The sequence below is a fragment of the Streptomyces sp. NRRL F-5755 genome, assembly GCF_001279365.1.
In the GTDB taxonomy this organism is placed as follows: domain Bacteria; phylum Actinomycetota; class Actinomycetes; order Streptomycetales; family Streptomycetaceae; genus Streptomyces; species Streptomyces rimosus.
In genome coordinates this window covers 1-1344 of sequence record NZ_LGCW01000149.1, presented here as the reverse complement: position 1 = coordinate 1344, position 1344 = coordinate 1, and the positions used below count along the sequence as shown (strand labels likewise).

Genomic DNA, 1344 nt, shown 5'->3' with positions numbered 1-1344 from the left:
AACGCCGGCCCCAGTGAACTCAGCCTTCGGGTTGGGGTGGTGGGTGGCTGGTCGTTGCTTGAGAACTGCACAGTGGACGCGAGCATCTGTGGCCAAGTTTTTAAGGGCGCACGGTGGATGCCTTGGCACCAGGAACCGATGAAGGACGTGGGAGGCCGCGATAGGCCCCGGGGAGCTGTCAACCGAGCTGTGATCCGGGGGTGTCCGAATGGGGAAACCCGGCAGTCGTCATGGGCTGTCACCCATACCTGAACACATAGGGTATGTGGAGGGAACGCGGGGAAGTGAAACATCTCAGTACCCGCAGGAAGAGAAAACAACCGTGATTCCGGGAGTAGTGGTGAGCGAAACCGGATGAGGCCAAACCAGTCACGTGTGATACCCGGCAGGGGTTGCGTGGTTGGGGTTGTGGGAGTTCTCTTGATCGGTCTGCCGGCCGGTCGGTGAGTCAGAAACCGTTGATGTAGGCGAAGGACATGCGAAAGGTCCGGCGTAGAGGGTAAGACCCCCGTAGCTGAAACATTGACGGCTCGCTTGAGAATCACCCAAGTAGCACGGGGCCCGTGAAATCCCGTGTGAATCTGGCGGGACCACCCGCTAAGCCTAAATATTCCCTGGTGACCGATAGCGGATAGTACCGTGAGGGAATGGTGAAAAGTACCGCGGGAGCGGAGTGAAATAGTACCTGAAACCGTGTGCCTACAAGCCGTGGGAGCGTCGCNNNNGTCGTGACTGCGTGCCTTTTGAAGAATGAGCCTGCGAGTTTGCGGTATGTTGCGAGGTTAACCCGTGTGGGGAAGCCGTAGCGAAAGCGAGTCCGAAGAGGGCGTTTGAGTAGCGTGCCCAAGACCCGAAGCGGAGTGATCTAGCCATGGGCAGGTTGAAGCGGAGGTAAGACTTCGTGGAGGACCGAACCCACCAGGGTTGAAAACCTGGGGGATGACCTGTGGTTAGGGGTGAAAGGCCAATCAAACTCCGTGATAGCTGGTTCTCCCCGAAATGCATTTAGGTGCAGCGTCGTGTGTTTCTTGCCGGAGGTAGAGCACTGGATAGGCGATGGGCCCTACCGGGTTACTGACCTTAGCCAAACTCCGAATGCCGGTAAGTGAGAGCGCGGCAGTGAGACTGTGGGGGATAAGCTCCATGGTCGAGAGGGAAACAGCCCAGAGCATCGACTAAGGCCCCTAAGCGTGTGCTAAGTGGGAAAGGATGTGGAGTCGCAGAGACAACCAGGAGGTTGGCTTAGAAGCAGCCATCCTTGAAAGAGTGCGTAATAGCTCACTGGTCAAGTGATTCCGCGCCGACAATGTAGCGGGGCTCAAGCACACCGCCGAAGTCATGTCA

At 57.5% G+C, this 1344-nt stretch carries 1 rRNA gene; it reads left to right on the top strand.

What is annotated here, in order from left to right:
• Positions 1–90 precede the first annotated feature (90 nt).
• A 23S ribosomal RNA gene (locus ADK86_RS15890) occupies positions 91–1344 on the top strand; the annotation flags it as partial.